The sequence below is a fragment of the Borreliella burgdorferi B31 genome (assembly GCF_000008685.2).
In the GTDB taxonomy this organism is placed as follows: Bacteria; Spirochaetota; Spirochaetia; order Borreliales; family Borreliaceae; genus Borreliella; species Borreliella burgdorferi.
On record NC_001318.1, the window covers coordinates 392,967 to 418,379 of the forward strand.

Consider the following 25,413-nt stretch of genomic DNA (forward strand, 5'->3'; position numbering starts at 1 on the left):
TTCTCCATTTCAATTATTCAAACAAAACCAATGTGTTTTTTATACTTAAAAATAAAATATATAAATTGATTCTTTATTTAAATAAATTCTTTAAGAAACTTCTCATAACTTTCTTTATTAGATGGAACAATAATTTCTTTGTTGATTATTTTGCTAGAAAGATTGTCAATTTCTTTTTCAAGTTCAAAGGAAATCATTTTAGGATTTCTTACAAACCCCACAACTCCTTCTTTAAGGCCATAATTTATTAATTTGCCACCTTCGAAAGTATTAGTTTTTAAATGGTTAGATGTAAAAATATTTAAAGCTCTACCAACATCTTTAGTTGTAGATGTTATTACATTGTCAGGAGCAAGATATGCTTGATCTTCATCAACTCCAATAATGTAATGCCCAGAACCAAGTTCTTTTGCAACCTCAATAGCCCCAATTCCTCCAAGGCCTGCAGCATGATGAATAATGTCTATCTCATCAGAATACATCCTAGTTGCAACGCTTCTACCAGCTTCAAGGTCAGCAAAACTACCAATATACTGAGTAGATATCTTTATATCTTTATTAGCATACTTAGCACCAGCTTCATACCCATACCTAAAAGCATCTACTATCTCGCCTTCTATTCCCCCTAAAAATCCAATTTTACCTGTTTTAGAAAGTTTTGCAGCAATATAACCCGTTAAAAATGCACCCTCTTGAGCTCTAAAGGTCATGCCCACCAAATTTGCAGGAATAGGATCGTTAGAATAAATAGGATCAATAATTGCATATTTCATATCGGGATTTTGAAGAGCCGCAACCTTGGCCACATCGCTAAATCTATACCCAATAAGCCAAATTAAATCTGAGCCCGCATCCTTAAGCCCTTCAAGATCAGATAAATAAGAATTTGATGAGGATTCTTTTAAAACAAGCTCAATTTTAAATTCTTCTTTAACTTTTTTTACGCCATTTAAAGCACTCTCATTAAAAGATTTATCATCAAAAGTTCCATCAATTATTAAAGATACCTTAGGAATTTCGCTCCCAAGACTACCTTTACCACTACAAGATAAAAAAACAATACTCTCAAGCAAAATCAACAACAATATTTTATTCATAAACTATTTCCCCTTTACAAACAAAGCTATATTTAAGTAGTTTATAACTTTGATTTAAATAAATCAAATGCATATTCACTATCAGGAACAATAATTTCTCCACTTATTATTTTATTTTCTAGATCAATAACTTCATCAACCAACCTATTGTTTAAAACATCGGGATCCTTAACAATTTCTATTACTCCTTCCTTTAACCCCCGATCAATAATAATTCCACCCTTAAAAACTCTATTATTAATATACTCTGATGAAATAGAATAAATAACCTTACCAATATCCTTAATTATTGAAGTAATAACATTTTGAGGCGCAATATATGATTGATCTTGATTTAAACCAATAACATAATATTTAGGTCCAAGCTCCTTAGCAGCGTCATAAACTCCAAGACCAGTTATACCAGCTATTGGAAAAATAACGCCTACTTTATCTTCTTTATACATGAATAGAGCCATTGCTTTGCCTTTCTCCTTATCAAAAAGAGAAGGTGCTTTTTTTGAAACTAATCTTAATTTAGGATTGGCATAAAAAATTCCAGCCTTAAAACCAAACTTAAAATCTTTTACATGCTCACTCATAGGACCTGTTAAAAATCCAATCTTTTCTTTTCTGCTCATCTTAGCAGCAATATACCCAGCTAAAAATGCAGCCTCTTCATTTCTAAACTTAATAGCCAAGGAATTCTTAGGAACTTGAATATCACCATAATCAAAAGCATCTATAATACCATAATAAATATCTGGACGTTCATAGGAAAGCTTAACTGACAAGTCAGAAAATCGGTATCCAATCAACCAAAAAAGATTTAAAGGATTTTTTTGAACCTCATAAGCATCCTCAGTCATTGCCTCATCAACAGTAAGAAGTCTTTTACCCTCAATAGGATAAGGTCTTAAAGATTTAGTTATAAGCTTTATTCCAAAATTATCCCTAAGTTTTACAACACCATCATGAACGCTTTGATTATAGCCTTTATCATAAAAGCTACCATGAGCCAAAACACCTACAACAACTTTGTCAGATTTAATAGACTTTTTATTAGATTTAAAACAAGCAAATACTAATAAAGATAAAGTAATAAAAATAAATCTTTTAAACAAAATTAATCCTCTCCTTATATTTTTTTTAAAAATTCTAAATTTTTTAAAAATTAAAATATTAACTTTATTTTACTAACAAGTAGTATTCTTTATTTATAAAATAAAATTTTAATAATCCCTTTTAAAAAAATACTTCTAGCATTAATAAAAACACAGTAGTAGGAAAAATAATTTTTCCTACATCACCATAATATCCAAATTTAAACCCTTTTGCAAGATTAATTTAAATTCAAATTACAACAATTAAAAAACCCTTTAAAACATCTTTAAAGAATTAAAAAGATTTTTCACAAATCAGCTCAATAAAAATCAAATTAATTTTCCATTTGCAAAACAAAGTTATCATAAGATACCTTGTCATAAGGCACTTTTATTATACCATTCATTATACTTTGCCCAATTTTCAATGATTTGTTATAAATCTCAGAATAATTTGATTTTAAGTTTTCATTTAAAACTAAACCAAGACCATCTTCTTTAAGCCCTAAAAACATGGTCTTGCCACCATCCAAAACTCCAGTTTCTAAATACTTTTTTGTTAAACTATACATCAATGAATCAACTTTTTTTACAGCAGAAACAATAACATTGTTAGGAGCAAGATATGATTGATCCTGATCGACTCCAATAATATAATGATCGGGCCCCAACTCTTTTGCGGCCTCAATTACCCCTATACCAGAAAGCCCTGCAGCTGCAAATATGATATCAACCCCATCTCGATACATATTAGATGCCGTTGAACGACCAAGTCCAAAGTCTCCAAATGTACCAACGTATTGAGAGACCACTTTAATATTAGAGTTTGCATACTTAGCACCAGCTTCATATCCATACATAAAAGATTCTAAAACTTTTCCCCTCACTCCTCCAACAAATCCAATCTTACCCGTTTTAGAAGCCTTCGACGCAAAGTATCCTGCTAAAAAAGCCACCTCTTCGGATCTAAAACTAATATTAAGAAGATTTTTGGGTATTTGAATTTCATCATAAACCCCTTCTATGATTGCATAATTAACAGAAACATTCTCGCTAGCTCTTTGAAAAAGAATGTCTGACAATCTAAACCCAATTCCCCAAATCAAATTTGAATTACCATCTTCTAAGTTTGCAATATCTCCTAAATAAGAATTGCCTGTAGATGCTTTTTCAATTATATTTATATTTAAATCTGCCTTTAATTTTCTTATCGCCTTAGAAGAACTTTCATTAAATCCTTTATCATCAAAAGCACCATCAACTATAAGCGAAACTGTTTTTGCCTCCGACTTGCCATCATCAGAGCTAGAACAAGCAACAATAAATAAAAAAATTAAAAAATAATAAACTTTTTTTAACATAAAAATATCCTCCTTGCTTTTAATAAAAAAATACAAAAAATAGATCTCATAATACACGGCATATAAACAAAAAAAGACACCTTAAAAAGGTGTCTTTTTACCATCTATAATGAGTAAAAGCTTTATTTGCTTCAGCCATTCTATGAGTATCTTCTTTCTTCTTGAAAGCAGCTCCAGTAGAATTATATGCATTTAAAAGTTCGTTTGACAACTTTTCTTTCATAGACCTACCGCTAGACTTTCTAGCAGCAAAAATAATCCACTTCATAGCCAAGGCTTCTCTTCTCTCTTCTCTAACTTCAACAGGAACTTGATATGTAGCACCACCCACTCGTCTACTTCTTACTTCTACCAATGGCTTAATATTATCTAAAGCTTTATAAAAAACAGCCATCTTGTCGCTTTCTTCAAGCTTATCGGCAAGCAAATCAATTGAACTATAAAGTATACTCTCGCTTATTGATTTTTTTCCATCATACATCATTCTATTTGCAAACTTTGCAACAATTCTAGAATTATATCTGGTATCAACAAAAACTTTCTTTTTGATTTTTTTATTTTTTCTTGACATATTTAATATTAACCCACCTTTCAGTTAAGCTTTAGGCTTTTTTGTTCCATACTTAGATCTACCCTTTTTCCTATTATTAACGCCAAGGGTATCCTTAGCTCCTCTAACAATATGGTACCTTACTCCAGGCAAATCTTTAACTCGACCACCTCTAATTAGAACCACAGAGTGTTCTTGTAAATTGTGTCCAATTCCTGGAATATATGCTGTTACTTCAAATCCATTTGAAAGTCTAACACGCGCTACTTTTCTTAAAGCTGAATTAGGCTTTTTGGGAGTTACGGTCATTACACGCGTACAAATTCCTCTTCTTTGAGGACAATTTTGAAGCGCAGGAGATGCGGTCTTCTCCGTTTGACTTTTTCTAGGCTTTCTAATTAACTGATTAATTGTAGGCATTTATCAACGCTCTCCTTTTCTTGAAACTATTAATAAAATGGTAGCAAATATATCACTTATTTTCAAGTTAAACTTCAGAATCGATATTTTCACTAACTTTAATTTTTTTATAAAGACCCATACCAGTTCCAGTAGGAATTAAATGTCCAATTACAACATTTTCTTTTAATCCCCTAAGATCATCTATTTTTCCAGCAATAGAAGCATCTGTTAATACTTTTGTTGTTTCCTGGAAAGAAGCTGCGGAAATAAAAGAATCTATATTAAGAGACGTTTTAGTTACTCCTATAAGAATTGGACTTGCTATTGCTGGCTCACCACCTTGTTCGATTACTTTTCTATTTTGCTCATAAAAAGTGTGCTTATCTACCTTTTGCCCATAAACAAAATTAGTATCACCAACTGCAACAATCTTAACTTTTTTCATCATTTGCTTGATTATCACACCAATATGTTTGTCATTAATGCTAACACCCTGTTTTCGATAAACATCCTGAATTTCTGCCAACAGAAATTCTTGTAAACTAATCCCACCTAAAATTTCAAGCACATCATGAGGATTAATTCTACCATCACAAAGCATATCTCCTGCTTTTACAACATCTCCATCTCTAACCAAAAGATGTTTTCCAGCTGGAATATAATGCTTATGTTCAACCCCATACTCATCTAAAATATTAATAAGCCTTTTACCTTTTTGAATTGATTTAAATTGTACAATTCCGCTTACTTTAGCCATTTCAGTTAAATTCTTAGGAATTCTTGTCTCAAAAAGATCATTAACACGAGGCAATCCCCCTGTAATATCTTGAGTTTTTTCAGAACCTTTAGAAAGTTTCGCAATAATATCTCCTATGTTAATACTCTGGCCATCTTCAACTTGAAGATAAGCATCACCTGGTAATACATAAGATGCAACCTCCATACCACTACTATCAATAATAAAAATTCTAGGATCAAGAGATTCAAAAACATTATCTGTAATTCTTTTTTCAACATTGCCTGTTTCAGTATTTATTTCCTCTTTAAGAGTAGTTCCTAAAATAATATCCTTAAATTTAATTTTACCCTTAACCTCTGCAATAATAGGCTCTGCAAATGGATCAAATGTACCAATAACTTTGCCTGATTCAACATAATCACCAACCTCTATTTCAAGCTTTGTACCCGCTTTCAAGGAAACTTCTTGCTCTTCTGACACTATGAAAAAATTATCGTCTCTTAATTTAACATAACCAATGTAAGAAGAGAGAATCTCTGAGCCCTTTTTATCAATAAACAAAGGAATTCCTTTTATTACTCTTTGAGAATCTAAAACTTTAATCTCTTTTATGTTCTTAATTTTTTCCTCATAAAAAACATTGATTATTTTTAAAGTTCCTTTTCTTGTGAAAAGAATTCCATTATCAACTCTAACATTAAAACCTTCTATGCCATTAAGTATGAAGGCATTCTTTAAAGATATTTTATCATCCTCACTGCCAGCCTGAGCAACTCCACCAATATGAAAAGTTCTCATGGTTAATTGAGTACCCGGTTGACCTATGGACTGAGCAGCAATTATTCCCACAGCCTCCCCAATATTAACAGGTTTGTTCTTAGAAAAGTCTCTACCATAACATTTTTGACAAACGCCATGCTCAGCTTCACACGTTAAAACAGATCTAATAACAAGTTTTTCAATACCAATTTTCTCTAATAATTCTATTTTAGCTTCTGAGATTTCTTCATTTGCATCTAAAACAATCTCGCCAGTAATTGGATTTTTTATTCTTTCAATAGAATAACTCCCAACAGCTTTTTCTTTCAAAGATTCTAATATTTCTTCACCATTTTTTACAGTCTCAACTTTTATTCCATTTATAGTTCCACAATCCTCTATTCTAACAACAACATCTTGAGCAATGTCTACTAATCTTCGAGTTAAATATCCAGCATCAGCGGTCTTAAGAGCAGTATCTGCTAGACCTTTTCTTGCTCCATTTGTAGATATAAAAAACTCTATCACAGAAAGACCTTCTTTAAAGTTAGAAATAATTGGAAGCTCAATAATATCCCCAGAAGTTTTTGCCATCAATCCTCTCATACCAGCAAGCTGTCTTATTTGATTCCTACTACCCCTAGCACCAGAATCTGCCATCATATATATAACATTAAATCCATCTCTATCTTTCTTTAAAATTTCCATCATCTTATTAGTAAGTTCTTCATTGGTCTTTAACCAAACAGAAACTACATTGTTATAACGCTCTTCGCCAGTAATAACACCTTTAGCATAATCATTTTGAATCTTAGCAATCTCTTTATTGGCCCTTTCTACATAAGTTCTTTTTTCATCAGGAACAATAATATCGCTCATACTAATTGTGCATCCAAACTTAGTGGCATACCTAAAACCAAGTTCCTTGATGATGTCAAGCATTTCAATTACGATAGAAGAACCATGAACTACATAAACTTTTGATATTAAAATTTGTAGCTCCAAATCACTAAGGGTTTTATTTACAAATTCAATTCCCTTGGGCAAAGCCTCATTAAATATAACCCTACCGGCCGTAGTTTTTTTGTACTCACCATGAATTTTTACATAAATAGAAGCATTGTAATCCAGACTCCTATTATTTATGGCAAGAATAACATTGTTAAAGTTTAAAAACTTTTTACCTTCTCCAACAACATTCTTTTTTTCCATAGTTAAATAATATAGGCCCAAAACAATATCTTGGGATGGAAAAACAATAGGATGCCCATTGGCAGGATTTAAAAGATTATTTGTTGAAAGCATTAAAGCCCAACTTTCAGCTTGTGCTGCCGGAGTAAGAGGCACATGTACCGCCATTTGATCACCATCAAAATCGGCATTGTATGCATGACAAACAAGAGGATGTAATTTTATTGCCTTACCCTCAACTAACACAGGTTCAAAAGCTTGAATTCCAAGTCTATGAAGAGTGGGTGCCCTATTTAAAAGAATAGGATGCTCTTTGATAACAAGATCTAAAATTTGCCACACCTCATCTACTTCTTGCTCTATTAAATTCTTTGCTCTTTTGATATTAAAAACAGCTTCACTCTCAATCAGTCTTCTTATCACAAAAGGCTTAAAAAGCTCAAGGGCCATTTTTGCAGGCAATCCACATTGATGTAGCTTAAGCTCAGGTCCAACAACAATAACAGAACGACCAGAATAATCTACTCTTTTACCAAGAAGATTTTGCCTAAACCTTCCCTGCTTACCTTTTAATGCATCGGAAAGCGACTTGAGAGGCCTACTAGATGAACCTTTGACAACCTTTCTTTTATGAGAATTGTCAAAAAGAGAGTCTACTGATTCTTGAAGCATTCTTTTTTCGTTTCTCACAATAATCTCTGGCGCATTAAGAAGAAGCAACTTTCTTAAACGATTATTTCTATTTATGACTCTTCTATAAAGATCATTAAGATCAGATGTTGCAAAGCGCCCCCCATCAAGCTGAACCATTGGCCTAATCTCTGGGGGAATAACAGGAAGAACTTCCATAATCATCCACTCTGGCTTATTGCCAGAAATTTTAAAATTCTCAATAATTTCAAGACGTCTTAAGAGTTTCTTATCAGTTTTATCATCTTTATCTATCATTTGAATTCTAAGCTTAGACGAAAGCTCATCAAGATCAAGATTTTCAAGAAGAGTTTTAATAGCCTCAGCCCCCATTGAAGCATTAAAAGACATACCATATCGCTCTCTAGCTTCTATGTACTCATCTTCATTTAAAAGCTGCATTTTTTTAAGATCAGTATCGCCCGGTTCAATTACTACATATTTTTCATAATAAAGAATAGAATTCAAACTAGATGCTGTAATATCAAGCAAAAGCCCAATCCTAGAGGGTATATATTTGTAATACCAAATATGAGCAACTGGGGCTGCTAGCTCAATATGCCCCATTCTTTCACGTCTAACCTTAAAATGGGTAACCTCTACATTACAACGATCACAAATAATACCTTTATATCTGACCGATTTAAATTTACCACAATAACATTCCCATTCCTTTGTAGTACCAAAAATCCTTTCACAAAAAAGCCCATCTTTTTCGGGTCTTAAAGTTCTATAATTAATAGTTTCGGACTTTTTAACCTCTCCATAAGACCAATTTCTAATTTGATCGGGAGACGCTATTTTAATTTTTATTCTTTCAAAATCTTTTATCTCTTTCATAAAAACTCCAAAAACCTAGCTTTTATTAATCAATTCTTCTTCTTTTTCTGTCAAAGGAACCTGATTCCCAGCATCATCATAAATTGACAAATCAAGTCCAAGCCCTCTAAGCTCTTGCATTAGCACATTAAAAGACTCAGGAATCCCTGATACATTAGTAGGAACGCCTTTTACTATATTTTCATATATTTTAACTCTGCCTGACATATCATCAGATTTAACTGTTAAAAGTTCTTGAAGGGTGTGCGCCGCACCATAAGCTTCAAGAGCCCAAACCTCCATTTCTCCAAGTCTTTGCCCACCAAATTGAGCCTTTCCTCCAAGAGGTTGCTGAGAAACAAGAGAATATGGGCCTGTTGATCTTGCGTGCATTTTATCATCAACAAGATGGTGTAGTTTAAGCATGTAAATCACCCCAACCATTACTTCATTTTCGAACGGCTCTCCTGTATAACCATCATATAAAATTTCTTTAGAAGTTGGATTAAATCCAGCAGTTTTTAATTTTTCCTGAATTTGTTCATTTGTAGCAGATTCAAAAACAGGAACATTATAAGATTCACCAAGATATTTACCAGCAAGGCCTAATTGAGATTCCATTAACTGTCCGATATTCATTCTAGATGGAACTCCCAAAGGATTTAAGCATATATCAAGAGGGGTTCCGTCTGCAAGATAAGGCATATCTTCAACAGGAAGAATCTTTGCAACAACACCCTTATTACCATGTCGTCCAGCCATTTTATCGCCCTCTTTAAGCTTCCTTTTTTTGGCAACATAAACTTTAAGTATCTCCTCAACTCCAGGAGAAAGATTACCAACATCCTCTTTGGTAATCCTTTGAACATCAATAACTGTACCTTCAGTACCATGAGGAACTTTTAATGAATTATTTTTAACATCTTTTGCTTTTTCTCCAAAAATGGAAGTTAACAGTCTAAATTCAGGAGTAATGTCTCCTTCTGACTTTGGAGTAACTTTACCAACCAGAATATCACCGGGCTTTACATAAGTTCCTATCCGTATAATCCCATTTTCATCCAATTTATTTAATATCTTTTCACTAACATTAGGTATATCTCCTGTAACTTTCTCAGGACCAAGTTTAGTTTCTCTTACCTCTATGCTAAATTCTTTGATATGAATAGATGTATAAAGATCTTCCTTTACAATTCTATCAGAAATTAATATAGCATCCTCATAATTAAATCCATTCCAAGGAATAACTCCTAGCAATAAATTATTACCAAGAGCAAGTTCTCCATATCTAGTAGCAGGACCGTCAGCTATTATCTCGCCCCTTTCAACTTTTTGACCCTCTTTAACTAAAACGGATTGATTAAAACAAGTGTCTTGATTTGTCCTTTCATACTTAACAATATGATATTCATCTAAATCTTTAGCATTCTCTGCCTCAAAAGGTTTAACAACTATCTTACTACTTGTTGCAAGAATAACTTCCCCACTTCTTTTAGCCTTAACAACTACTCCTGAATCCTTTGCAACAACGCTTTCCATACCCGTACCAACAATAGGAGGCTTAGGGAAAAGCAAAGGTACTGCTTGTCTTTGCATATTAGAACCCATAAGAGCTCGATTTGCATCATTGTGCTCAAGAAAAGGAATTAACGCCGAAGATACTGAAATTAGCTGCCTAGGAGAAACGTCCATATAGTCTATATTTGTGGGACTTGTTGTAGTATAATCACCAGAAATTCTAACAGAAACTAAATCTTCAAGATACTTTCCATTAGAATTAAAAGCAGCATTAGCCTGAGCAATACACTTTTTCTCTTCGTCAATAGCAGATAAATATTCTAATTGGTCCGTCACCACTCCATTAACAACTTTCCTATAAGGAGTTTCTAAAAAACCATAATCATTAACTCTAGAATAAGTAGCCAAAGAAACAATAAGTCCAATATTTGGCCCTTCAGGGGTTTCAATAGGACACATTCTACCATAATGAGTATAATGCACATCTCTTACTTCAAATCCTGCCCTATCTCTTGAAAGTCCTCCTGGTCCAAGAGCATTAAGACGCCTTTTGTGAGTAAGCTCAGCCAAAGGATTGACCTGATCCATAAACTGTGAAAGCTGACTGGTTGCAAAAAATTCTTTAACAGCAGATACAATAGGCTTAACGCTTATTAATTCTTGAGGCTTTAGATTAAAAACTTCCTTGTTAGACATTCTATCTTTAGCAATTTTTTCAACTCTTGACATCGCGCCTTTATATATATTAGTAAGAAGCTCACCAACAGAACGAACCCTTCTATTTCCTAAATGGTCAATATCATCAAGAATATCATGGCCTTCATATATTCTTAAAAGATGAGATATGGTGTTAACAATATCATCCATAGTTAAAACCGATGTAGTTAAATCATCAAATCCAAATTTTTTAGAAAGTTTATACCGCCCCACACGTCCAAGATCATATCTTCTTTCAGAAAAGAATATGGTTTTTAAATCGTTTTCAGCATTATCAATTGATATTGGCTCACCGGGAAAAAGAGAACCATAAACAGCTAGCATAACTGATTCTTTTGGAAGCTCTTTAGAGCCATCCTTTAAAGCAAAGAAAGCATCCTCTTTTTCAAGACAATTTAGAATAACATTCGAACTTACAAAGCGCTTTCCAGAAATATCATTATAACCATCAAAATCAACAAGCTCTATTTCATTTACTCCATTTTGTAAAAAATCTTCAACATCTTGCAGAGTAATTTTATCTCCTGCACGATAATACATATTCTCTCTTATGTTAATACTCTTAGCTAAATATTGCCCTGGAAGATCTCTTTTTGTACCGTCTTCAACTTTAATTTTTTTAATATTGTAAAAAGTTTCTATTATTTTTTCTCTCGTATCAAACCCTAAAGCTCTTAAAAAAAGAGTTATAAGTATTCTTTTTTTTCTATCTATTTTTACATAAAGATAATCTTTTTTTGAATCAATCTCAAATTCTAACCAAGAACCACGATAAGGAATTATTCTAGCAGAATACAAATCTTTTTCTTTATAAAAAACAACTCCTGGGGATCTGTGAATCTGAGAAACAACAACCCTCTCAGCCCCATTAATAATAAAAGTGCCTCTTTCTGTCATTAAAGGAATAGTTCCCATGTATACGTCTTTTTGCCTTATTTCCCCAGTAGTCAAAAATTGCAAATTCAATCTTACTTTTAAAACAGCCTCATAACTTTGACCCTTTCTTTTACATTCTTTTTCTGTAAAATTAAGGGCATCGTTTTCTATATAGTATCTTTCATACTCAAGAGCAACATCACCATTTCCACTTTTAATGGGAAATATATTTCTAAAAACAGACTCAAGGCCCTCATTAAGTAAAGGTTTTTTACTTTTTAATTTATCAAGTTGTAAAAATTTTTCATAAGAATTTAATTGTATTTCTATCAGGTTAGGTAGGTCTAAAATCTCATCAGCTCTTCCTTGTCCCAGATGAACTCTTTTTATCATTAAAAGACTCCTTTTTTAAGACATAACAAGCCGCACATCATAACGACATGCGGAATAACAACTTTGATATATTTTTAATTTTTTATTTAACTTCAACTTTTGCGCCAACTGCCTCAAGTTTCTTTTTTAATTCTTCAGCATCTGACTTAGAAAGACCTTCTTTAATAGCTTTAGGAGCGGCTTCAACTAACGCCTTAGCTTCTCCAAGACCAAGTCCTGTAATAGCTCTAACTTCTTTTATAACATTTATCTTGCTATCACCAAAAGACATAAGAATTACATCAAATTCGGTTTGTTCTTCAGAATCAGCCGAACCTACTGAAACAGCTCCCCCTACACCAGCAGCAACAGCGGCAGTTACTCCAAACTTTTCCTCAATAGCTGTTACAAGGTCAACAACTTCCATAGTTTTTGCACCTTCAAGCCAGGTTAAAATATCTTCTTTATTTAGTGCCATATTAACTCCTTATATATTTTCATTTCACAGTGATAGCATGCACTCAAAAATTAAGACTAACACTGTCATGTTAATTTTTAACATCAGCCAAAGCTTTCAATGTTCTTGCAAGCTTAGAAACTGGCGCTTTTAACACGCTAGCAAATAAAGAAATAGACTCTTTTTTGGTAGGAAGCTTGCTGTAAGCTTGAACCTTAGCCTCATCATAAAACTCTCCTAATACAAAACCGCCCTTTACTTTTAAAGTACTACTTTTTACAAAATCATAAAAAATTTTTGCTATTACATTAGCTTCTTCTAATGCAGTAACAACAACTGTAGGGCCAACCAAACAAGAATCAACAACATTAATATTCTTTTCTTTTAAAACCATCTTCATTATATTGTTTTTAACAACTTTTAATGATCCATGTTCGCCTTCTATTTTATTGCGAAGTTCTGTTAACTGAGCTACATTTAAACCTCTATAATCTAAGAAAAAAAGATTTTGTTTGCTATCTATAAACTGTTTTAATAAATCAAACATTTCCAACTTTTTAGCATTTATCTTTGCGCTCATAATGTTACCTCCAAACAAAATTAACTTTTATAGAAGGCCCCATAGTAGATGAAATATAAATACTATCTATAAAAGCTCCCTTTAAGTCACTCGGTCTTTTTTTAACAACTTCCTTGACAAATTCCTCATAATTTTCTTTTATCTTTTCATTGTCCATAGAAGATTTACCAAAAGAAAAGCTTATTACACCATTTTTATTTGCCCTAAATTCTGTTCGACCCTTTTTAAGACTGTTGATTGCATCTTTAAGATTATTTGTGACTGTTTGAGTCTTTGGATTGGGCATTAAACCCCTTTTCCCTAAAATAGGACCAAGTCTTCCAACATCTTTCATCATATCAGGAGTTGCAACAACAACATCAAATTCATCCCAACCGCTTTTAATCTTATTTATAAGATCATCATCGCCAACATAAGTTGCACCAAAAGCTCTAGCTTCATCTGCTCGATCACCTTTTGCAAAAACAAGTATTCTTTTTGGCTTCATAAACTGATTTGGCAAAACTATAGTGTCTCTAACAGTATGATTTTTTTTTAAATTAAGGTTAATAGATATATCTATAGTTTCATCAAATTTGGCAAATTTAATTTCTTTCAACAGCAAAATTGCATCTTCAATGTTATAAAATTTATTCTTATCCACTTTAGAAAAAGCTTCAATATATTTTTTACCCTTTTTTGACATTATTTCTCCACCTCAACACCCATTGAACGTGCACTTCCTGCAATAATTTTAAACGCTGCTGATTCTGACTTTGCATTTAAATCAGACATTTTAATTCTTGCTATCTCCATCAACTTTTCTTTTGATATGGTTCCAACTTTATCTGTATTAGATTTCTTAGATCCTGATTCTATCCCAATAGCTTTTTTAATTAAAATCGAAGCTGGGGGAGTCTTTACAATAAAAGAAAAACTTTTATCACTATAAACAGTAATAATAACAGGAACCACAATGCCGGGATCCATCTTTGCGGTTCTCTCATTAAATTCCTTTACAAACTGAGGACCACTAACTCCATGAGGTCCAAGCGCTTGCCCTATTTTAGCTCCTGGAGCCGCTTGAGCAGCTGGAACCTGCAATTTAATCCAAGAAATTGCTTTTTTTTTTGCCATATAATCTCCTTATGGTAGTAACGCCTTCAAAGCTCCCATTAGTATTAAATTTTAAATCTTTTCTATATGTTGGAAATCAACTTCAACAGGCGTTGATCTTCCAAAAATTTGAACTGCAACTTTTAATTTCTTTCTTTCATAATCAATAGAACTAATAAGTCCTTCAAAGGAGTCAAAAGGTCCGCCTTTAATTCTAACTCTTTCTCCTTCTTCAAAGTCATAAAGCATAAAAATAGATTTATTTGCTTTAATCTCACCAGTAAGCATAAAAACACTTTTTACTTCTTCATCATTAATAGGAATAGGCCTTTGCCCCTTACTAACACCAACAAAATTAATAACGCCTTGAACTTTGATAATATTAGCAATAATATCTTTCCAGCCTACTTCTGGAAGATCTAGCTCAATAAGAATATAGCCTGGCCAAATTTTTCTCTCCCTTATTCTTTTCTTGCCATTTCTTATCTCTTCTACTTTTTCAATAGGAGCCTTAACATCTAATACCACACCGCCAAAAACACCTTCATTTATTAAAAGCCTTATGTCCTGCTCTATCTTTTTCTCATATTGAGAATAAGTTTGAACTACATACCAAGCTCTAGACATAATTTACCCTTCTTATAATAAAACTAAAATACATAAGTTACAACAAGAAACATAAGATAATCGACTATACCCAAGAAAATTGAAACAAATAATACCAGCCAAAAAACTTGCTTTCCATTTCCAACAACTTCATTATACTTAGGCCACGTTACCTTCTTAAGCTCTAAGATACTATCTTTGATAAACCTAAACACTTTAAAGCCTCACTTTAATTCTAACAACAGGTCAGGAGGGATTCGAACCCCCAGCATACAGTTTTGGAGACTGTCGTTCTACCGTTGGAACTACTGACCTATTATTTATTATTTTATTTTTCCTTCTTTATGAAGAGTGTGTTTTCGTAATTTTGGACAATATTTCATCAATTCTAACTTTTCTTGCTTATTGCGTCTATTCTTAGTAGTGGTATAATTTCTAATTCCTGTTTCTTCACAAATCAAAGATATAAGCTCAACAGCTCCTTTGCCCTTCTTTTTACCCATATAACAAAACTCCTAACTACCAATAAAAGCCCTCAATCGGACTTGAACCGACGACCCCCACCTTACCATGGTGGTGCTCTACCAACTGAGCTATAAGGGCACTAATTCCCTATAAAACTCTTTATTATCTTAGTTGATTGTTTAGAAAAAAACAAGTACTAAATTTAATTTTCTTACTTTATTACAACAAGTTTTCCATCTTGCAGAAGTTTAATGTTGTTACTATTTGAAAACAACTTATTAATAGAATACTCATCAAGTATAATATCTGTATTATTTTTACCATAAATACTTTTGGCAACCAATTTTAAAGGACGATGTCCAACCCTATTTTTATTATTATAAAGAACATCGTTGCTATACTCAAGCATTCCCCATTTTTTCAAAGCCTCTGAAGAAACCATTCTCTTATCAAAATATGGCCTAATGTTTTCATCATAAATTTTGATAAAAAAAGAGTCTTCTAATTTTTTAGAACCAGAAGTATTATTGTAGACTTCGCCTACATAAATCACAATTCCTGTATAATCGGTTTTATCAACATCAGAATTTACTAATGGATAAAAAGCTTTATAAGGAGTTTCATGTGAAAAAAATAAATTTATAAAATCGGGGAAAAGACTAAGCTCATACCTAACAGTAAGACTTCTTAAATCTTCTGAATATTTTATATAAGACCTTTTCAAAATACTATTAGGACCTGAAAAATTAAGTATCAAGCTGGGATTCAGGTCAAAATAATTCTTAAAAGTATTTTCAGAATCCATAATTATCTTAAAAAGAGATTCTCTTATTAACGTGTCTTTAAAATCATTAATGGTTGCTATTAATTTAGACGCTGTATTTAAACCCACTGGTCTAAATTCATTTTCATTAATTTCCTTAACAATGTCAAAACAAATAACCTTCCTATCCCAATCGATTATTCTGTGCACACTTGTCTCAGCAGCTTCATCCTTTATTATGGAAACATTAGAATAAAGTAGAAATAAATAACTAAAAAGAAACTTAAGAAAATGCATTATCTCCTTCCTATTATTTTTTACCTAAATACACGCCTATCCAAGTCCAGCCATTATTAATTTCTGGATCTTTAGGATAAACAATTCTTTTAAAAACAAAATACCATTCATGAATATGGTCCCAGCCCCTTGACTCAAGATAAGATATATCGTCACTAGAATCTGCCTCAAGATGCTTTGCAAATTGTATTCCGTTTTTTCTTCTCCCCCCAAGCCTAATCATAGTGGTTAAAAAGCTATTAGTATTAATGGAATTACTCTTTCCACCCTTTTGATCCCAGCTTTGAATAAAAAAATTATTCTTATCTCTTATATTAAGCAATTTAGAAGTATTACCAGAAAGAACAAAATTTTTAACATCCTGGATTAAATCTCCTAAATTTCTATAAACAACAAACTCTGGATTATTAAAGTAATTAATTTTTGTAACAACATTAAAATAGTCTCTAGAATCTATTTTTAAATGTGCCCTTGGAATTGAAAGAAATTTTTTATAATAAAAATAAGATTCATCGTAATCTTGAACATCTTCCAAACTTAGCGCAAGATTATAAAAATAATTACCCTTTTCCTCATTATTTAAATTATCAATCCCCATATTTAATATAAATTTGTAATAATTGATTTTATCGATTGAATCAATATTTAAATTGACAATCTTTTTAGCAACCCTTGTTTTCATTGAATGGTTTTCATAAACATAATCATCAAAATTATCAACAACACGCTTGTAAATATTAAAAGCTACAAAATCTTCTCCCATGGAATCATAAATATTGCCCATTAAATAAAGATACAAAGGATAATATTCTCTAGATTCATCATCAATAATTCCATTATTTACAATTTCTAAAGCATCTTCATAATTTTTATTTGCAATATATATGTTAACAACTCTATCAATAATAAGAAATTTATCTAATCTATTTTTATTAGAAGATTTTAAAAGATGTGTAAGATTTTGAATCTCGCTTTGCTTTTGGTTGCAAGAAGTAAATAAAAACAAAATCAAAATAAATTTAGCAATTTTGACCAATAGATTCATAAGAGTATTTTACAATATAAACTACACATAATAAAATGCACACCTCAATTTAAAAAGTTGTCAAAATTTTTATAAATACTAACTTAACATCACCACATTTTACATTAACACCAATGTAAAAATATTAAAACAACAAAACTAAAGCCTAAATTTAAAATTTAGCATAAAACTCCAATATAAAAAAATAGTAAAAATCATTTCATAACTGACAATTATGACCACAAAAACGTTGAAAAATAATCTTATAATGACCTATAATAAATGTTAATTTAATACCTATTTAAAAAGCAATCGTCTAAAATTAAACACTTTATTAAAGGAATACAAAACTCACAAAACATGAAAAAAGAATTCATTATGCTTTTACTGTTATTGCAAACAATAATGAATTTAAACTCAATAAATACTAATACAAGTACTTCAATAGTAAAAGAATTGCAAAAAAATTTATATATTTTCAATAGCAAAGAATATCAAAAAGATAAAGACACTTTAAATGAATTTATAAATTCAATAAATATAAATGACAAAGAAATCTTACAAAGTTTAGAAAAAATCAAAAATGAGCTTTTTATAATATCTGTTTTTTTCAACAATAAAAAAGGGATTTTAATTGCACTAAATCTTGGAGCAGAAATAAACTTTAAATATAAAATATCTCCAATTTCAATTTCAATAATAAACAATGAATTTGAAATCACAAAAATATTGATAGATTACGGAATAAGCCTTAATCAAATAGATGATACAGGTTATTCTCCAATATTTTGGGCAATATATACTAATAACGAAAAAATATTTGAATTTTTAAAAGAAAGCGGAGCTGATTTAAGTTTCACACTTAAAAATAGAAAAACACCAATGCAAGCCGCAATAGAAACAGAAAATATAAAACTAATTAAATCTCTGGAAAAGAAAAAAATTTACATTGACGACAATTTCAAAAAAAAACTTAAAAAGCTTAAAAACAAAGAAATAGTTCGAATTTTAGTAAAATAGAAAATAAATTCAATACCCATCAGATGCTTGGATATTTTTATCTTTATCAATAAGATCCTTGTATATAAAAGATTTTTTAGCAAGCGTCTCTTTTAAATTTTTAGAAAAGGGTAAATTCCTCCACATTATTCCGCGTACTAATTTCTCAAGTTTTTGAATTCCTTTACTTTCTTTTTCTATCCAAAGAAAATAATCTTCTAAAAAAAATTTTTTAACATTTCCCTTTTTAATAAATTTAACATAATAATCGTAATATTGGCCTGTAATTCCTGTTTCCATCCACCTAAAAGAAGCTTGCTCTTTTGCAAGTTCCCAAACAAAATCACCAATACCCAAAATAACCGCCTTTCTTAAGTTTTTAGCATACATAGGTATTAATATTTTACCCCTACCATTTGCTCTGTTTTTAACATCAATTGATTCCCAACAAATTCCTTTATCACCATAAGAAGGTATTAATATAAAATAAGGAACTACTCTGAGCAAATCTCCTCTATACGCTTTTTGAAAAAGTCTAGGCTGAATATCTTCGATTTCCCAAACAAGCTGCATAATTCTTTCTCTACTTCCAAAAAATTGAGGGTTAGCAACTACATTATTTTTCAAAAGAATAGGAAAATGATTGCCTCTTGGCCCTATCGCAAGTTTATTGGCGCTTCTGATAACTTCAACTTCATCATGTGCAATAGTTGATTCAGTAGACATCCCAATATTATTCATTTTATTTTGAATTTCAAAAAGCTCTCTGTTAGTATCTTCAATTTTATTAATAAAAACATTAATATCCCGATTTGATTTAATAAGATCATCAACATAATTACTAGCAAAATTTAAAGGCTTTAAAATCGAATTAGGATAAGAACTCTGCACTCCGTATTCAGTCATATAAGTTAAATCGCTTTGACTATTATTTGAAAATAAAAATTCAAACATGCTTCTTAACTTACTAAGAGCCTCTTTTCTGATCTTATCAGTTCTCTTAAGGCTACTTTTTGCAAAATCAATATTTGCCAAAAGTTTTTCTTTCTTATTAAGTAAAACTTTTTCCATATCTTCTTCTTTAAAATTATCCGTTGGCAAATCGGTTGCTAATCTACTAAGCTTAAAATTATTAACCCCATAAAGCCATTCATCAAAATAAATAAAAGACTCATTATAATGATTGTCCCAAATAGTTTTTGAAATTAATAGCTGAATTTCAGATCCAAGTGCATTTGGAATAAGTGCGGCAAATCTAAATAAAATTTTCTGCTCCATGGTCAATTTTGAAATGTTTTTTGCAATTGATCTGAGAAAAGACCAATAAATGTTAATCACTTGATTATATTTTAAAACCCTATCAACCTCTTCTGACTGCGGATTTAAATAATCTACCAAAACTTTATGAAGCTTAAAGCCAATTTCTTTACTGCTTGAAATAAGATTTTTATAAAAATCTTTAGTAAAAAATTGCTTATCATGCTCCTCTAAAGTTAAAATATTTGGCAATCTCGAATTTAAATCTGTATCTACAGAATCAGGATACTTATACAAACTACCCCCAAAAACACCCACAAGCAATATAGCGACACAAGTACAATTGTAACTCTAAAGTTTATATTTACAAAAAAATTTAGTACTATTTATTATACACAGTGTACCTTAAATCTCTGAAAGGAGAAGTCATATGAATATAAAAATCAATTTTTTTTTCACTTTGCCTATTGGAATCTTTTTAGGATTGTTTTTCCCTCTTGGAATTTATAGCTCCTTATCACATGCTTTTATAAGATTATCATACTTATCTCTTATTCCCTTTTTAATATTTTCAATTCCATTAGGAATTGAAAATATTATTGAAAATAAAAACTTTAAAAAGCTTTTTGGTAAAACAATTTATTATGGAATTTTAACTAACCTATCTGGAGTTGCTGTATCAATAATAGCTGCAACAATATATCTTCCGCAAAGAATTCCAATACTAGAAAAAACAATACAAAATACATGTTTTTTTGAAAAAGAAGCTTTACTAGAAACATTCTTTCCAAAAAATATTTTCAAAATATTTACATCTAGCAATCCAAATCTACTAAGCATTTACATGATTTCAATAATAATAGGCACAAGTTTTTATTATGCAAAACAAAAAGGCAGAATAGCTAGAGAACTGATGCTAAGCGCATCCAATCTTTTTTACCATGCAAATGGGTTTATTGTAAACATATTAAATATAGGGATCATTTTTATAACAGCAAATTACGCTGCAAACTTAAAAAACTTCAAAGATTACCCAAATTATACAAACAGCATAACATTCTTTTTGGCATGGACAATTATAATTTTATTCGTAATATTGCCAACAATTAGTTATAGATTAACAAAAAGTTTTAAAATGATATATAAAGGCATTTTTGTATCATTTCAAAACATAATATTTTCAGGACTTGCAAAAGATTCTTATTCCCCTTATGTGATATTAATAGAAGATATTAAAAACGAAAGAATAAATATAAAAAAATCCATAATTATAAACATACCTTTAATAAATTTTGTATCTAAATTTGGCACTATTTTTGTTTCAGTAATATCATTTTTTATAATTTTAAAATCATATTCTAGCTTACCCATTTCTATTTATGAAATAAGCTATATGAGCACTTTATCATTTGTTTTTGTCTTTGCATTTCCTCATATACCAAATAGTTTAATTTATATAATTACAATGCTTTGCTCTACATATACAAAAGGAATAGAGCTAAATGTTTCAAACATAACACCAATGCTGCCGATATTAATCTCTTTGGCTTTACTAATCGACTTTGCTTTTAACATTGCAATCATTCATATAATAAACTTCAAAGAATTAAAAGATCAAGAAAAAATTAATTAAAGCTAAACAAATTAATAGGATTTGGCAAATAAAACAAAATATTTAGCTTTAGATGAACAATAAATACAAGTCATGCCTGTTAAATCTCTGGCCTTAAAATCATCGGGGATACATCTTATTGTGGCTTTAGTTTCATTTTTAATAATATTTTCACAATTCAAACTGCCACACCAACAAGAAAGCACAAATCCAGAATAATCATTCACATAGGCTTTGAATGTCTCATAACTATCCTTACTGCTTCTAAAAATCTCCTTAGTATTCAAGATCCTAAAATTTAATGCTCTTTGAAATAAATCTTTTTGCATCAAATCAAGCTCTACCTTAACCTTGCTTATAAGAGAATCAAGTGATATTTGATACTTAAATTTTCTGTCTTTATCTCTTCTTGAAATAGTAACGGAATTTAAAAGGACATCATTTATCCCCACTTCAAGGCGTATTGGAATTCCTTTAAACTCGGCAGATGAAAATCTAAATCCCGGAGAACTTCTAACGTCCTTATCAATTTCAACCCTAAATTCTGCTTTTTTTAAAGCATCCACAACACAATCAGAATAATCTAAAATTTTTTTATTAATCTCATCTTCTTTTTTAAAAATAGGAATAACAATAATTTCTATTGGAGCAATGCGAGGCGGCAAAACTAAACCTTTCTCATCAGAATGAACCATAATCAAAGCACCAATCAATCTGGTAGAAACACCCCAGCTACTAGCAAATACATGCCGCATCTTGCCATCTTTGTCTTGAAATTTTACATCAAATGCCTTTGCAAAATTTAAACCTAAATAATGGGATGTAGCGGCTTGAAGCGCTTTTTTATCTTGCATTAATGCCTCAATTGAATAAGTAGAAACAGCCCCCGCAAATTTTTCCTTTTCAGATTTTTTACCACAAAACACCGGAATGGCCAAATAGTCTTCTATGAATCTTTTATATACATCTAAAATAAGTAAAGTTTCTTCTAATGCCTCCTCTTCGGTAGCATGAGCAGTATGTCCTTCTTGCCATAGAAATTCGGTAGTGCGCAAAAAAGGCCTTGTTCTCTTTTCCCAACGAACAACATTTGCCCATTGATTAATTTTAAGAGGAAGATCTCTGTAAGACTTAATCCACTTACTATACATATTCCAAATAATTGTCTCAGAGGTAGGCCTTAAAACCAAAGGCTCTGCCAAACTCTCTCCACCAGCATCCTTAATAATAGCAAACTCGGGTGAAAATCCATCAATATGATCCTTTTCTCTTTCTAAAAAACTATAAGGAATAAGCATAGGGAAATATGCATTCTCGTGTCCCGTCTCTTTAAATTTTTTATCAAGTATACTCTGAATTTTACTCCAAATAGAATACCCATAAGGCATAATTACCATACATCCTTTTACAGGACTGTAATCAGCAAGTTTTGCTTTCTGGACTATATCTAAATACCATTTAGAATAATCATCTTCTTTTGATGCTATAAAATCACTCATAAATTATCCTCAATAAAGCATTTCACTTCTTTAAAAAACTAAATAATTATATTCAATATTTTTTAACTTCAACCATAAACCGTTTATACCTATTTCCATAAGAATTTAACATGATTTTTTCCAAAACAAAAACAATTCCATCTTCATTTGGAAATAAAACAATCTCTCTTATTCTGTAATCAATAACATTCTTTCTATAATAATTTCCTCTTCCAACAGTCAAATGCTTTTCTAGAGTTGAATTACAATATCTGACAGATAAAAAAATATTAAAAGAAGAAGAAAGTTCTTGGGAATTAATATCCTTATTTACAAAAACTTGATATTCGTTTCCTGTTTTAAAATCAACAAAATTTAAAAAATCTGTTTCTGGAATTTCACTTTTTACATAAAAATAAATTTCACGCCCTCTTCTTAAATGATTAATTTTAAATTCTTTAACTTTAAAATTAATCATCTTTAAAAGCTCATAAAGACTTTTATCATAACTGTCTGAATACCCAATGTGCTCTTTAAAAGTCTTAGAATGTACTCCAGAGTTTGCAAAATTATTTTTAACAACATCAACAAAGTATGCAGCAGAGTAATAATATCCATTTTCAAAACCATATTCGCCAAACATAAAATACCGATCATTATTAGAAAATCCTAAATTTTTAAAAAAAATATTTTCTGGAAACCCCAACAGAAAAGAAAAAAAATAAAAAAAAACGATATATAGTTTAATCATAAGCTTTGTATAAGTTTAATAACAATAAATTATCTACTAAATCTTATTTATAATTAATTTAGCCTTACTTAAAATAATATCAAAACAGCATTTCAAATTCAAAACTTTGATATACTATTTGTTTATAGATTAAAAACTTAATATTTAAATTTTTGGGATAAATTTTTGAAAAAAAGAATTAATGGCCTAAAGTTAGCTTCAAAAAGCTTGAGGCAAATAAAGTTTTTTTGCCATAGTTTTATAATAAAACATTGCAAAAAAACTTATTTATTGCAAATTCATAAATTTATATTTTTTTCAAAGGCCAAAAAATCAAAACAAAAATATCTTCCCAAAAATCCTTTACAAACAAACAAGATTAACATCAATATACAGTCAAGTAGTATAATAATAGCTGTATTTGTGATTAAAAATTTTTTGATAACCAAAACCTTGATAAACAAAGCGATAAAAAATTCAACAATAAAGTTTTGCTATCAAAATAAGCAAATAAATATCAATATTTTTAATTTTTTATGCTTTATTAAAAATATTGTAAAAATAATTTCTAAAATTGAAAATAAAAAAGGAGAATTTCAATGAGAATGCTATTAGCAACAATAATACTTATATTAACAACGGGTTTATTAGCTGCACAATCCAAAAGCAAAAGTATGACTGAAGATGACTTTGATTTTGATAAACTTCTTGCAAAAGAAGAGTCTGTGCGCCGTTTATTTGGCATAGGTTTTGGAGTTGGATATCCACTTGCAAACATTACAATATCTGTTCCATATGTAGACATAGACCTTGGGTACGGAGGATTCGTAGGGCTTAAACCCAACAATTTCTTGCCCTATGTTGTGATGGGTGTAGATCTTCTATTTAAAGATGAAATACACAAAAACACTATGATTTCTGGAGGCATTGGAATAGGTGCAGATTGGTCAAAAGGAAGTCCTGAAAAATCAAATGAAAAACTTGAAGAAGAGGAAGAAAATGAAGCACAACAAGTAGCTTCTCTTCAAAATAGAATAGGGGTTGTGATAAGATTGCCTTTGGTAATAGAGTACAGCTTTCTTAAAAATATTGTGATTGGATTTAAAGCTGTTGCTACTATTGGAACAACTATGCTACTTGGCAGCCCAATGTCATTTGAAGGAGCTAGATTTAATTTCTTAGGCACAGGCTTTATAAAAATATATATATAGTGGAGAATAAATGATAAAAATTTTTAAAAAAATATACATTTTAACATTAGTATTAGGTATGGCACACCTTTCTTTTGCATCTGACAATTATATGGTCAGATGCAGCAAGGAAGAAGATTCAACCACCTGTATCGCAAAGCTTAAAGAAATAAAAGAAAAGAAAAATTATGACTTATTTTCAATGGGCATTGGAATAGGAGATCCTATTGCAAATATTATGATTACAATTCCTTATATAAATATTGATTTTGGATATGGAGGTTTTATTGGCCTTAAGTCAAACAATTTTGAAAATTATCTAAATGGTGGAATAGACGTTATTTTTAAAAAGCAAATTGGACAATATATGAAAATTGGCGGCGGCATTGGAATAGGTGCGGATTGGTCAAAAACATCCCTTATACCCCCTAATGAAGAAGAAGAAACTGATTATGAGAGAATAGGCGCTGTTATAAGAATTCCTTTTATAATGGAATATAATTTTGCAAAAAATTTATCCATAGGATTCAAAATTTATCCTGCAGTAGGGCCAACAATATTACTAACAAAACCAAGCATTTTATTTGAAGGAATTAAATTCAATTTTTTTGGATTTGGATTCATAAAATTTGCATTTAATTAACCAAATAATTAAATTGGTAATTAAAATTAAGCTCGCATAAGCAA

Annotated in this window: 24 protein-coding genes and 2 tRNA genes; 5 read left to right on the forward strand and 21 right to left on the reverse strand. The window is 30.6% G+C overall.

The annotated features are described in order from the left end of the window. Positions 1–77: 77 nt before the first annotated feature. The 18 genes from bmpA to BB_RS01970 form a co-directional block, all read right to left on the reverse strand. On the reverse strand, positions 78–1,097 hold the full coding sequence (bmpA, locus tag BB_RS01885) for a nucleoside ABC transporter substrate-binding protein BmpA (protein ID WP_002656850.1): 1,020 nt from the start codon (positions 1,095–1,097) through the stop codon (positions 78–80). A gap of 41 nt (positions 1,098–1,138) precedes the next feature. Beyond that, positions 1,139–2,200 carry a nucleoside ABC transporter substrate-binding protein BmpC gene (bmpC, locus tag BB_RS01890; RefSeq protein ID WP_002657842.1) on the reverse strand — a complete coding sequence of 354 codons (1,062 nt, stop codon included), beginning with the start codon at positions 2,198–2,200 and terminating at the stop codon, positions 1,139–1,141. 314 nt (positions 2,201–2,514) lie between these two features. Continuing rightward, positions 2,515–3,540, reverse strand: coding sequence for a nucleoside ABC transporter substrate-binding protein BmpD (gene bmpD, locus BB_RS01895; protein ID WP_002656205.1), 1,026 nt, complete (start codon positions 3,538–3,540; stop codon positions 2,515–2,517). A gap of 97 nt (positions 3,541–3,637) precedes the next feature. Continuing rightward, positions 3,638–4,111, reverse strand: coding sequence for a 30S ribosomal protein S7 (rpsG, locus tag BB_RS01900; protein ID WP_002556981.1), 474 nt, complete (start codon positions 4,109–4,111; stop codon positions 3,638–3,640). A 24-nt stretch (positions 4,112–4,135) separates the two neighbouring features. Beyond that, positions 4,136–4,510, reverse strand: coding sequence for a 30S ribosomal protein S12 (gene rpsL, locus BB_RS01905; protein ID WP_002656492.1), 375 nt, complete (start codon positions 4,508–4,510; stop codon positions 4,136–4,138). Between the two features lie 67 nt (positions 4,511–4,577). Next, complete coding sequence (rpoC, locus tag BB_RS01910) at positions 4,578–8,711, reverse strand: DNA-directed RNA polymerase subunit beta' (RefSeq protein WP_010889741.1); 4,134 nt, start codon at positions 8,709–8,711, stop codon at positions 4,578–4,580. A 15-nt stretch (positions 8,712–8,726) separates the two neighbouring features. After that, on the reverse strand, positions 8,727–12,194 hold the full coding sequence (gene rpoB, locus BB_RS01915; RefSeq protein ID WP_002660664.1) for a DNA-directed RNA polymerase subunit beta: 3,468 nt from the start codon (positions 12,192–12,194) through the stop codon (positions 8,727–8,729). Between the two features lie 82 nt (positions 12,195–12,276). After that, on the reverse strand, positions 12,277–12,651 hold the full coding sequence (gene rplL / locus BB_RS01920) for a 50S ribosomal protein L7/L12 (protein WP_010889742.1): 375 nt from the start codon (positions 12,649–12,651) through the stop codon (positions 12,277–12,279). A gap of 70 nt (positions 12,652–12,721) precedes the next feature. Further along, positions 12,722–13,210 (reverse strand): 50S ribosomal protein L10, encoded by a 489-nt coding sequence (gene rplJ / locus BB_RS01925; protein WP_002657848.1) that lies wholly within the window; start codon positions 13,208–13,210, stop codon positions 12,722–12,724. 4 nt (positions 13,211–13,214) lie between these two features. Then, on the reverse strand, positions 13,215–13,895 hold the full coding sequence (rplA, locus tag BB_RS01930; RefSeq protein WP_002656139.1) for a 50S ribosomal protein L1: 681 nt from the start codon (positions 13,893–13,895) through the stop codon (positions 13,215–13,217). Next, positions 13,895–14,326 carry a 50S ribosomal protein L11 gene (rplK, locus tag BB_RS01935; protein ID WP_002657853.1) on the reverse strand — a complete coding sequence of 144 codons (432 nt, stop codon included), beginning with the start codon at positions 14,324–14,326 and terminating at the stop codon, positions 13,895–13,897. The genes rplA and rplK overlap by 1 nt, the downstream gene beginning before the upstream one ends. Before the next feature lie 51 nt (positions 14,327–14,377). After that, a complete protein-coding gene (gene nusG / locus BB_RS01940; protein WP_002657855.1) occupies positions 14,378–14,932 on the reverse strand; it encodes a transcription termination/antitermination protein NusG in 555 nt (184 codons plus the stop codon). A 23-nt stretch (positions 14,933–14,955) separates the two neighbouring features. After that, positions 14,956–15,126 carry a preprotein translocase subunit SecE gene (gene secE, locus BB_RS01945; RefSeq protein ID WP_002556990.1) on the reverse strand — a complete coding sequence of 57 codons (171 nt, stop codon included), beginning with the start codon at positions 15,124–15,126 and terminating at the stop codon, positions 14,956–14,958. Between the two features lie 27 nt (positions 15,127–15,153). Further along, positions 15,154–15,226: transfer RNA gene (locus BB_RS01950), tRNA-Trp, on the reverse strand. An 8-nt stretch (positions 15,227–15,234) separates the two neighbouring features. Continuing rightward, complete coding sequence (gene rpmG, locus BB_RS01955) at positions 15,235–15,414, reverse strand: 50S ribosomal protein L33 (RefSeq protein ID WP_002556991.1); 180 nt, start codon at positions 15,412–15,414, stop codon at positions 15,235–15,237. Between the two features lie 27 nt (positions 15,415–15,441). Next, positions 15,442–15,514 (reverse strand) — tRNA-Thr (locus BB_RS01960). A 73-nt stretch (positions 15,515–15,587) separates the two neighbouring features. Further along, complete coding sequence (locus BB_RS01965) at positions 15,588–16,436, reverse strand: hypothetical protein (protein ID WP_002665340.1); 849 nt, start codon at positions 16,434–16,436, stop codon at positions 15,588–15,590. A 13-nt stretch (positions 16,437–16,449) separates the two neighbouring features. After that, positions 16,450–17,481, reverse strand: coding sequence for a tetratricopeptide repeat protein (locus BB_RS01970; RefSeq protein WP_002662994.1), 1,032 nt, complete (start codon positions 17,479–17,481; stop codon positions 16,450–16,452). A 339-nt stretch (positions 17,482–17,820) separates the two neighbouring features. On the opposite strand from BB_RS01970, the gene BB_RS01975 reads away from it, so the two are divergent. Further along, positions 17,821–18,480, forward strand: a complete 660-nt coding sequence (locus BB_RS01975; protein ID WP_010889743.1) for an ankyrin repeat domain-containing protein — start codon at positions 17,821–17,823, stop codon at positions 18,478–18,480. Positions 18,481–18,489: 9 nt separating this feature from the next. Here the strand turns inward: BB_RS01975 and BB_RS01980 are convergent, their stop codons facing one another. Continuing rightward, the gene (locus BB_RS01980) at positions 18,490–20,040 is read right to left on the reverse strand and encodes a hypothetical protein (protein WP_002664038.1); all 1,551 of its coding nucleotides are present in this window, start codon (positions 20,038–20,040) and stop codon (positions 18,490–18,492) included. Between the two features lie 106 nt (positions 20,041–20,146). Here BB_RS01980 and BB_RS01985 point away from each other — a divergent pair, with 106 nt between their 5' ends. Continuing rightward, a complete protein-coding gene (locus BB_RS01985) occupies positions 20,147–21,349 on the forward strand; it encodes a dicarboxylate/amino acid:cation symporter (protein WP_002657864.1) in 1,203 nt (400 codons plus the stop codon). An 11-nt stretch (positions 21,350–21,360) separates the two neighbouring features. Here the strand turns inward: BB_RS01985 and proS are convergent, their stop codons facing one another. Then, positions 21,361–22,827, reverse strand: coding sequence for a proline--tRNA ligase (proS, locus tag BB_RS01990; RefSeq protein WP_010889744.1), 1,467 nt, complete (start codon positions 22,825–22,827; stop codon positions 21,361–21,363). A gap of 52 nt (positions 22,828–22,879) precedes the next feature. After that, positions 22,880–23,557 (reverse strand): DUF2259 domain-containing protein, encoded by a 678-nt coding sequence (locus BB_RS01995; protein WP_020948739.1) that lies wholly within the window; start codon positions 23,555–23,557, stop codon positions 22,880–22,882. A gap of 165 nt (positions 23,558–23,722) precedes the next feature. Here BB_RS01995 and BB_RS02000 point away from each other — a divergent pair, with 165 nt between their 5' ends. The 3 genes from BB_RS02000 to BB_RS02010 are packed head-to-tail and all read left to right on the forward strand — an operon-like array spanning position 23,723 to position 25,369. Further along, positions 23,723–24,139 (forward strand): hypothetical protein, encoded by a 417-nt coding sequence (locus BB_RS02000; RefSeq protein ID WP_002556999.1) that lies wholly within the window; start codon positions 23,723–23,725, stop codon positions 24,137–24,139. Next, positions 24,136–24,747, forward strand: a complete 612-nt coding sequence (locus BB_RS02005; RefSeq protein WP_002557000.1) for a DUF3996 domain-containing protein — start codon at positions 24,136–24,138, stop codon at positions 24,745–24,747. Before BB_RS02000 ends, BB_RS02005 begins: the two co-directional genes overlap by 4 nt. A gap of 10 nt (positions 24,748–24,757) precedes the next feature. After that, positions 24,758–25,369: a DUF3996 domain-containing protein gene (locus tag BB_RS02010; protein WP_002657869.1), complete on the forward strand. Its 612-nt coding sequence runs from the start codon at positions 24,758–24,760 to the stop codon at positions 25,367–25,369. The last annotated feature ends 44 nt before the right edge of the window (positions 25,370–25,413 follow it).